We start from the raw sequence: 9,740 nt of genomic DNA, 5'->3' as shown, positions 1-9,740 counted from the left end.
ACCACCAGCAGGCCGACTTCCGTCAGCAGCGACACCGTGGGCGTGAACAGCGACCAGGTCTTGTTGAGCTTGTCGTTGGCCGCCAGGTTGAGCTGGTTGACCTCGCGAAAACGCTGCGCCTCGCGCTTTTCCTGGGCAAAGGCCTTGACCACGCGAATGCCGGGGATGGTGTCGGCCAGCACGTTGGTCACATCCGACCAGACGCGGTCTATCTTTTCAAAGCCGGTGCGCAGCCGGTCGCGCACCACATGGATCATCCAGGCGATGAAAGGCAAAGGCAAAAAGGTCACCAGCGCCAGCCACGGGTTGACCGAAAACAAGATAGCCGCGGTCATCACGATCATCAGCACGTCAGTGGCAAAGTCCAGCGCGTGCAGGGACAGGAACACGCAAATCCGGTCGGTTTCCGAACCAATCCGCGACATCAGGTCGCCGGTGCGCTTGCCGCCAAAGTAGTCGAGCGACAAGTCCAGCAGGTGGTCGAACGTGGCGGTCCGCAAGTCGGCGCCTATGCGCTCGGACACCAGCGCCAGCACGTAGGTGCGGGCCCAGTTCAGCCCCCAGCCCAGCACGGCCGCCCCCAGCAGGCTGCCCAGAATCAGCCCGACCTTGCCGGATTCGATCTGCTGGCCGTTCTGAAACGGAATCAGGATTTCGTCCATCAGCGGAATGGTCAGGTACGGCGGCACCAGCGTGGCCGCCGTGGACGCCAGCGTCAGCAGGAAGCCGGTCAACAGCTGCCAGCGGTAAGGATGGGCAAAACGCCACAGCCGCAGCAGCACCCAGGTTGAAGGCGGCGTGTGCAACGCGCGGGCGCAGGCCGGACAGACTTCGCTGTCCGGCGGCAGCGGCAAATCGCACTCCGGGCACAGCGCCACCTCGTCGGCCAGCCCGGGCGCCGGAGCACCCGCGCCAGCTTGGGCCTGCTGCTGCACAAACAACCGGACCAGGCGCAGCGCCTGCACATTGCCCTTGAGGGTGAAGCGCCAGCTCGCGAGCCGCTGGGGTGCGCCCGCGTCCGGCGTAGCCACCAGCGCGATCGTTCCCACGCCAGCGTGGTCAAAATGGCGAAGTTCCAGGCCCGGCAGCGGGACACCTGCGTCGTCGCGTGTCGCCCAACTCATCCAGCGGCCATCGGGGCCGCGCGCCAGCAGGCGGCGATCGGTCAGGGCCAGCAGGCCCTGGGCAAAACGAAGTTGTGCATCCAGGTCAACCGACAGCGTGCACAAAACGTTCTCAGCAATTAAAAGTTGTGAACGAAGTTCTGCCAGCGCAGGGTCGGTATGGCGGGGGTCGCCCAACGGGTGCTTGTGTTGCATGGTGTGCTTATGAATTCCTGGAATCCGGTACTTGGCGCGGCGTGGTGGTGGCTTACAGGCCTGGCGCATGGGCTGACTCAGGCAGCGTGCGCGTTGAGCCGGAACGTCGATTTTCACCGAAGCCGGGCCTGCATATTTTTTGTTTACGCTTTTCCAATTTTTAAAACGGCGCAAGCGGCACAATCGAAGTTTCGCAAACTGTCGACACTTGGGTATACGAACTTATCAATGAATCGGCAGATTTTCTTCAAAACCTCCATTACCGGCATTGCCTGACACCCGCATTTCCGGCCCAGCATCGAAACGTTTCACCGGACGCGCCGGTTGACCCGAAAATTTTGCAAAACATGAGCAAACAGGACGACATCAAGCTACTGCGTATCAATTACCTGCGCGGACCCAACATCTGGACCTATCGGGCCGTGCTGGAGGTCTGGCTGGACCTGGGCAGTCTGGAAGACTGTCCCAGCCACCTGCTGCCCGGCTTCAACGACCGGCTGCTGGCCCTGCTGCCGGCCCTCGGTGAACACCACTGCGGCGTGGGCGAGCGCGGCGGCTTCTTGCAGCGTCTGCAAGAAGGCACCTGGGCCGGCCATGTGCTGGAGCATGTGGTGATCGAGCTGCTGAACCTGGCCGACATGCCCACGGGTTTTGGCCAGACGCGCAGCACTTCCCGGCGCGGCGTGTACCGCATGGTGTTCAGGGCCCGGGACGAGCAGGTGGCGCGCAGCGCGCTGGCCGAGGGCCACCGGCTGCTGATGGCGGCCATCCACCCCGCCCCCCTTCAGCCCTACGGCCAGGCCGAGGTCCAGGCCGCCGTCGCCACCATTCGCGCCCAGGTGGATGACTGTTACCTGGGGCCCAGCACGGCGTCCATTGTGGTGGCGGCCACCGCCCGGGGCATCCCCCACATTCGCCTGAACGACGGCAACCTGGTGCAACTGGGCTATGGCGCCAGCCAGCGCCGCATCTGGACCGCCGAAACCGACCTGACCAGCGCCATTGCAGAGGGCATTGCGCACGACAAGGACCTGACCAAAAGCCTGCTGGCCACCTGCGGCGTGCCGGTGCCAGAGGGGGTCATTGTCAGCAGCCCCGACGAGGCCTGGGATGCGGCGCAGGACATCGGCCTGCCGGTGGTGGTCAAGCCCTCGGACGGCAACCATGGACGGGGCGTGTCGCTGGACCTGAACACGCAGGAGGAAGTTCACGCGGCCTTCAAGGTGGCCGAGCCCGAGGGCACCGAAGTCATCGTCGAGCGCTATGTGCGCGGCCATGAACACCGCCTGCTGGTCGTGGGTGGCCGGGTGGTGGCCGCCGCGCGCGGCGAGGTGGCGCTGATCACCGGCGACGGGCAACACACGGTCAGGCAGCTGATTGACACGCAGCTCAACACCGACCCCCGGCGCGGCGCGGGCGAAGACTTTCCGCTCGGCCTGATCGACACGGCCCTTGATGCCGCCATCGTGCTCGAATTGCAGCGGCAGGGCTTCACCCCCGACGGCATTCCGGCCGCCGGGCGCGAGGTGGTGGTCCAGCGCAACGGCAATGTCGCCGTCGACTGCACCGATGAGGTTCACCCCGAGGTCGACTACATCGTCTCGCTGGCCGCGCGCATCGTGGGCCTGGACGTTGCCGGCATTGATGTGGTGGCGCAGGACATCTCGCGCCCGCTGCATGCGCAGGGCGGCGCGATTGTCGAAGTCAACGCCGGCCCCGGTCTGCTGATGCACCTCAAACCGGCTGAAGGCACGCCGCGCCCGGTGGGCCGCGCCATCTGCGAGCACCTGTTTCCACTCCCCACGGAAACCAACGAAGCCATTCACCACGGCCAGCCCAGCCTGAGCGGCCGCATTCCGGTGGTCGGCATTGCCGGGTCCACGGGCACCACGTGCGTGGCGCGCCTGGTGGCCTGGCTGCTTCACTTGTCGGGCCGCTACACCGGCCTGGCTTGCCGCGACGGACTTTTCCTGGATCAGCGCCACGTCGAGACCAGCGACTGCACGCACTGGGAAGCGGGCCAGCGCCTGCTGATCAACCGGGCCGTGCAGGCGGCCGTATGTGAGAACGGCGCAGACACTATTTTGCGTACCGGCCTGGCCTATGACCGCTGCCAGATCGGCGTGGTCACCGACCTCGGCGGCGCCTCTGGCCTGGCGGAATTCGACATCACCGAAGACGATCAGATGTTCAAGGTCATGCGCTCGCAAGTGGACGTGGTGCTGCCCGGGGGTGCCGCCGTGCTCAATGCCACGCATGCACGCGTGGCGGACATGGGCGCGCTGTGCGATGGCGAAGTCATTTTCTACAGCGCCAGCCCCGACGCGGCGGCCATGTCCGCGCACCGCAGCAAAAATGGGCGCGCCCTGTTTGTCCGCCAGGACCAGGTGGTGCTGGCCACCGGCGACACCGAATCCTTTTTGCCGGCGCTGGGCAAGCTGACGCCCTGGCGCAATCGCAACGCGTATCGAAAAATGACCGAAGAAACGCTGCTGGCCGCCGTGGGCGCCGCCTGGGCGCTGGGAATCCCGCTCGACCTGATTGGTGCGGGAATAGAAGCTTTTAATGTTAATGCTGCGCAAGCCTCAGAGTCCGCTAAAACACCTGCCGGGAGGGCAGATTGATGGAAGTTTCCCGTATCCGGGCCCTGCGCGGGCCCAATCTCTGGAGCCGTCACACGGCTCTTGAAGCCATCGTGACCTGCACGCCGCCCGAATGCGCGGCAAGCAGCCTGCCCGGTTTCGAGCAGCGCCTGCGCGCGCTGTTTCCCGGCATGGCGGCGCTGCGCCAGAACGGCCATGCGGGCACCTTGTCGCTGGCCCATGTGCTGGAAGCGGCCGCGCTTGAATTGCAGGCGGCCGCAGGCTGCCCGGTGACCTTCAGCCGCACTGCGGCCACTGTTGATACCGGCACCTACCAGGTCGTGGTCGAGTACAGCGAAGAGGCCGTCGGCCGGCTGGCGTTTGAACTGGCGCAGGCGCTGGTTCTCGCTGCGCTGCACGAGACCGCGTTTGACCTGGATGCAGCCATTGCCCGGCTGCGCGAGCTCGACGAAGACGAACGCATGGGGCCCAGCACCGCCGCGATTGTCGATGCGGCCGTGGCGCGCGGCATTCCGTTCCGGCGCCTGACCAAGGGCAGCATGGTGCAGTTTGGCTGGGGGGCGCGCCAGCGGCGGATCCAGGCGGCCGAGCTTGACGCCACCAGCGCCGTGGCCGAGGCGATTGCGCAGGACAAAGACCTGACCAAAAAGCTGTTGCGCGCTGCCGGCGTGCCGGTGCCGTTAGGCCGACCGGTCAGCGATGCGGGCGATGCCTGGGCCGCGGCCCTTGAGATTGGCCTGCCGGTGGTGGTCAAGCCGCAGGACGGGAACCAGGGCAAGGGCGTGACGGTCAATATCGCCAGCCGCGAACACCTTGAAATCGCTTACCGTGCAGCGGCCGACTACGGCCAGGTCATGGTGGAGACGTTTTTGCCCGGCAGCGACTTTCGGCTGCTGGTGGTGGGCGACAAGCTGGTCGCAGCGTCGCGGCGCGAGCCGCCGCAGGTGGTGGGTGACGGCCAGCACACGGTGCGCGAACTGGTCGACATCGTCAACCAGGACCCCCGGCGCGGCGAAGGCCATGCCACCTCGCTGACCAAAATCCGCTTTGACGAGATCGCCGTGGCGCGGCTGGACGTGCAGGGGCTCACGCCCGAATCGATTCCGCCCAAGGGCCAGCGCGTGGTGCTGCGCAACAATGCCAACCTGAGCACGGGCGGCACCGCGACCGATGTGACCGACGATGTGCACCCCGCCGTGGCGGCACGCGCCGTGGCGGCCGCACAAATGGTGGGCCTGCATATCTGCGGCGTCGACGTGGTCTGCGAAAGCATGCTGCGCCCGCTCGAAGAGCAAAGCGGCGGCGTGGTGGAAGTCAATGCCGCACCCGGCCTGCGCATGCATATTTCGCCGTCCTACGGCAAGGGCCGCGCGGTGGGGGTGGCCATGATCAACGAGCTGTACGCCGCTGGCGACAACGGCCGCGTGCCGGTGGTGGCCGTGACCGGCACCAACGGCAAAACCACCACAGCGCGCCTGATTGCCCATTTGCTGACCGCGCAGGGCCTGCGCACCGGCATGACCAACACCGACGGCGTGTATATCAATGGCCGGCAGACCGACAGCGGCGACTGCAGCGGACCCAAAAGCGCGCGCAACGTGCTGATGCATCCCGACGTGGATGCCGCCGTATTTGAAGTGGCGCGCGGTGGCGTGCTGCGCGAAGGCCTGGGCTTTGACCGCTGCGAAGTCGCTGTGGTGACCAACATGGGCACGGGCGACCACCTCGGGCTGAACTACATCACCACGGTGGAAGACCTGGCCGTGCTCAAGCGCGTGATCGTGCAAAACGTGTCCGACACCGGCCACGCCGTGCTCAACGCCGCCGACCCCATCGTGGCGCAGATGGCCGCAGGCTGTCCCGGCAAGGTGATCTTCTTTGCCGCCGACCGCCACCACCCGCTCATGGCCACGCACCGTGCGCAGGGCAAGCGGGTCGTCTTTGTCGACGGCGCGATGCTGGTCGCGGCCGAAGGCACCTGGGTGGAGCGCATTGCGCTGCAGGGCATTCCCGTCACGCGGGGCGGCAGCATCGCCTTCCAGGTAGAAAACGTCATGGCGGCCGTGGCGGCCGCCTGGGCCGTGGGGGTCAACTGGGAGACGATTAAAAGCGGACTGGCCAGCTTTGTGACCGACGCCCACAACGCGCCGGGCCGCTTCAACGTGATGGACTACCACGGCGCCACCGTGATTGCCGACTACGGCCACAACCCCGACGCCATGCGCGCGCTGGTGGCCGCCGTCAACGCCATGCCCGCCACACCCGCGCAGCGCCGAAGCGTGGTGATCAGTGGTGCCGGGGACCGGCGCGACAGCGACATCCGTGACCAGACGGTCATTCTGGGATCGGCGTTCGACGACGTCATTCTTTACCAGGATGCGGCCCAGCGCGGCCGGGCCGACGGCGAGGTGATGGCGCTGCTGCGCGAGGGACTGGAAGGCCCGCACAAGGCCAGCCGGACCCGGCGCATCGATGAAGTGCACGGCGAGTTTCTGGCGATTGACACGGCGCTGGCGCGCCTGCAGCCAGGCGACCTGTGCCTGATCCTGGTGGACCAGGTGCAGGAAGCGCTCGAGCATCTTGCGGCGCGCGTCAAGCAAGCCAGAGAAAAGGCAGCCGCCGCCTGATATCCACGGGAAAATAGTGGCTCCGGCCCTTATGCTTCGGGCCACTATGGCTATCGTATTTATAGCAGTTGAAGTGCATGGCCCGCGTTAAACTCGGGCCATGACCTGGAATGCATCACTAGCGCTCGACTACACCCGGCACGCCGACAAGACCGTGGCCCACTTTCGCCACGACGGCCCCTTGCGCATTTTGCAAAGCCTGTACCCCGAAGGCCAGGCCATCTGCCACAACGTCATCGTGCATCCGCCCGGCGGGCTGGTGGGCGGCGACACGCTGGACCTGACATTCACCGTGGGCGCTGGCGCCCACGGCCTGGTCACCACGCCCGGCGCCACGCGCTTTTACCGCTCCCAGGGCGAGCCCGCGCTGCAGCGCACCCGCATCACCCTGGACGCTGGCGCCCGCATGGAGTGGCTGCCGCTGGAAACCATTGCCTACAGCGGCTGCCTGGCTGAAAACCGGCTGACCCTGCAGTTAGCGCCCGGCGCCGAACTGATGGGCTGGGACGTCACCGCCTTCGGCCTGCCCGCCGCCCAGCAGCCGTTTGCACAAGGCCACTTCAGCCAGCACATCGAGGTGCCCGGCGTGTGGCTGGAACGCGCGCGCATCAAGGCCTCGGACACCCTGCTGCTGGACAGCCCGCTGGGCATGGCCGGCCATCGTTGCATCGCGTCGCTGTTTTTTGTGGCCGGCAGCAAGCTGGCACGCCAGCGCCGGGAGCAGGCACTGGACGCCGCGCGCCAAATCATTGATGCCCATGCCTTGTCAGGCGCGGCCGGTGCCACCAGCCCGGACGGGCAGATCGTGGTGGTGCGGGTGCTGGCGCCCATGGTGGAGCCGGCCATGGACCTGCTCAAGCAAGTCTGGAAAGTCTGGCGCGGCCATTTCTGGAACCAGGCGGCGCCCAGTCCGCGCATCTGGTCGGTTTGAAGGCCCTCCGAGGGCTACTGTCCTACACAGATACCCGCCGCTCGGCCCGCCGGCGCGAGGGCGTTGGACTTCATCGCCCGGGGCCCGTCGTTTCTAGACTGTAGTCATGGTCTCAACACAGGATATCGACATGACTTCAAGCCTTCACTCCGGAAAAACCGCATTCCTTCGCAAAGGCATGGCCCTGATCGGCCTGAGCGCCCTGCTCGCTGTCAGCGCTGCCTCGGCGCAAGTCGCTTCAGGCACCACGGGTATTGACGCCTCGGGCAACACCCAGCGCGAAAAAGCCGCCTGCCACAACGGCATGACCCAGCAGGATTTCGTGACCTGCATGCGCGAAGCCAACAACGCCGCCGCCGACAAGCGCAGCGGCAAGCTCGACAATGCCGGCGGCCAGTTTGAAGCCAATGCGCTCAAGCGCTGCGAAGTACTGAAAGGCGAGGACCAGATCGCCTGCGAAGCCCGCATCATGGGCTACGGCAGCACCAGCGGCAGCGTCGCAGGCGGCGGCGTGGTGCGCCAGGTCGAAACCGTGGTGCAGCCGTCCAGTAACGGCTCGATCACCATTGAACACAAGGCGCCCGCTGACACGACGCCGGCTCCAGCCGCCAAATAAACGCGGCGCAGCTGCTGCGGCGGCTCCACACAAGCGAAACGGGCTACACCACTGCATGTGGGGTAGCCCGTTTTTTATGTCTTGCACGCAAAGTCAAGGGGCCGCAAAGGCGGCCCGCACGTTCAGTCTTTCAGGTCAGCCGGCACCTTGCCGCCGTTGGCCGCCACCTTGTTCATGACCTGACGGTGCAGCCAGATGTTCATGGCAGCGCTGTCGCTGGTGTCACCGCTGTAGCCCAGTTCCTTGGCCAACTCCTTGCGCTCGCTCAGGCTGCTGTCCAGGCCCAGCAGTTTCATCAGGTCGACGATGGACGTCTTCCAGTTGAGCTTTTCGGGATTGGACCTGGCCATGTCGTTCAATACCGCCTCGACATCGACCATTGGCATGGCAGGCGCTGAGGCCGTGGTGCCCGCAGGGGTTCCGGCAGGTGCTGGCGCGGTGGTGGTGGCAGCTTCAGCAGAAGGGAAAATTTTGCGAAAGATATTACCGAGGATGCTCATGGTCAATCCAATCAAGGAAGTGTAGAAGCCCTCATCGTAGGGTCCCTGGCGCCTGTGACCCGGAAGAAACCGGCGCGTTGCCCTGTAGGAAAACCGGCTTTTTAAAGCCCGGAAAAATCCGCCGGGTTGCGTACGGCAGGGTTGCCCGTGCAAAGCCAGGTCAGTGGCTGATCATCCAGGGCCTCTTGGTGGGAAATGCCTTGGCGCCATTCGGTGCTGTCACGGTCGTGCTGTTGCGCCGCCCCGAGGAGCAGCAGCCGCAGCCCGACGGATGCCGCATCCTGCCGTAGCTGCCCTCGCTGGAAGAACGCGGCTCATGGCGCGCGCGCTCGTTGATGTCCATCGCCTTGCGCGTATCGGCAGGCAGATGCGCCAGGCCAGGCGCGCCCACAGCCAGCCGGCGGGCGCTGGCCCCGCAGGACGGACAGGCGCAGGCCGCGTCGCGCTCGGCAATGCGGCGCACGGCTTCAAATTGGCCGCAGGCGGCGCAGGCATAGTCGTAGGTAGGCATGGTTCAGCGGTCCTGTGAAATCGGCATGTTGATGCTGCCGTCAAGGTGGATGATCGGTCCGGCAGCGGACGGGTTGATGTCGAACTGGAAGATCTCGGTCGGCAGCCACAGCGTGGCGCAGGCGTTGGGAATGTCGACCACGCCGCTGATGTGGCCCTGGACCGGCGCCGTCCCCAGAATGGAGTAAGCCTGCGCGCGGCTGTAGCCGAACTTGGTCATGTACTCGATCGCGTTCAGGCAGGCCTGGCGGTAAGCGACGTTCACGTCCAGGTAATGCTGCTTGCCCTGCTCGTCCACCGAGATGCCTTCAAAGATCAGGTAGTCCTTGTAGTTGGGCGTGATGGTGCTGGGCTTGAAAATCGGGTTCTTGATGCCGTACTTCACCATGCCGCCCTTGATGAGACTGACGCGCATGTGCACCCAGCCGGCCATTTCAATGGCGCCGCAGAAAGTGATTTCACCATCGCCCTGGCTGAAATGGAGGTCGCCCACGCTCAGTCCGGCGCCGTCCACATACACGGGAAAGAAAACCTTGGAGCCGCGCGACAAATCCTTGATGTCGCAGTTGCCGCCGTGCTCGCGCGGCGGCACCGTGCGGGCGCCTTCGGCCGCCGCCTTGTCGCGTGCCGGCCC

At 65.6% G+C, this 9,740-nt stretch carries 9 protein-coding genes; 5 read left to right on the top strand and 4 right to left on the bottom strand.

The window, feature by feature from the left end; translation table 11 throughout:
- Positions 1-1,319 (bottom strand): ABC transporter transmembrane domain-containing protein (locus tag IV091_RS16650; protein ID WP_293470375.1); only part of this gene is annotated, 1,319 nt, incomplete at its 3' end.
- Positions 1,320-1,328: 9 nt separating this feature from the next.
- Here IV091_RS16650 and IV091_RS16645 point away from each other — a divergent pair.
- From IV091_RS16645 to IV091_RS16625, 5 genes are all read left to right on the top strand, one after another.
- A complete protein-coding gene (locus IV091_RS16645) occupies positions 1,329-1,595 on the top strand; it encodes a hypothetical protein (protein ID WP_293470374.1) in 267 nt (88 codons plus the stop codon).
- Positions 1,596-1,666: 71 nt separating this feature from the next.
- On the top strand, positions 1,667-3,943 hold the full coding sequence (cphA, locus tag IV091_RS16640) for a cyanophycin synthetase (RefSeq protein WP_293470373.1): 2,277 nt from the start codon (positions 1,667-1,669) through the stop codon (positions 3,941-3,943).
- Positions 3,943-6,549, top strand: a complete 2,607-nt coding sequence (gene cphA, locus IV091_RS16635) for a cyanophycin synthetase (protein WP_293470372.1) — start codon at positions 3,943-3,945, stop codon at positions 6,547-6,549. Before cphA (IV091_RS16640) ends, cphA (IV091_RS16635) begins: the two co-directional genes overlap by 1 nt.
- Positions 6,550-6,649: 100 nt before the next feature.
- Positions 6,650-7,480 (top strand): urease accessory protein UreD, encoded by an 831-nt coding sequence (locus IV091_RS16630; protein ID WP_293470371.1) that lies wholly within the window; start codon positions 6,650-6,652, stop codon positions 7,478-7,480.
- Between the two features lie 130 nt (positions 7,481-7,610).
- A complete protein-coding gene (locus IV091_RS16625) occupies positions 7,611-8,096 on the top strand; it encodes a hypothetical protein (protein WP_293470370.1) in 486 nt (161 codons plus the stop codon).
- A gap of 122 nt (positions 8,097-8,218) precedes the next feature.
- Here the strand turns inward: IV091_RS16625 and IV091_RS16620 are convergent, their stop codons facing one another.
- The 3 genes from IV091_RS16620 to IV091_RS16610 all read right to left on the bottom strand — a co-directional run.
- Positions 8,219-8,596, bottom strand: coding sequence for a DUF3597 domain-containing protein (locus tag IV091_RS16620; RefSeq protein WP_293470369.1), 378 nt, complete (start codon positions 8,594-8,596; stop codon positions 8,219-8,221).
- A gap of 160 nt (positions 8,597-8,756) precedes the next feature.
- The gene (locus IV091_RS16615; protein ID WP_293470368.1) at positions 8,757-9,107 is read right to left on the bottom strand and encodes a zinc ribbon domain-containing protein; all 351 of its coding nucleotides are present in this window, start codon (positions 9,105-9,107) and stop codon (positions 8,757-8,759) included.
- 3 nt (positions 9,108-9,110) lie between these two features.
- A partial coding sequence (locus tag IV091_RS16610) for an acetamidase/formamidase family protein (protein WP_293470367.1) occupies positions 9,111-9,740 on the bottom strand: 630 nt, incomplete at its 5' end.

The sequence above is a fragment of the Polaromonas sp. genome, assembly GCF_018780625.1.
Lineage (GTDB): Bacteria > Pseudomonadota > Gammaproteobacteria > Burkholderiales > Burkholderiaceae_C > Polaromonas.
Note: the sequence above shows the minus strand (reverse complement) of the source record. Positions and strands in the feature narration are given on the sequence as shown.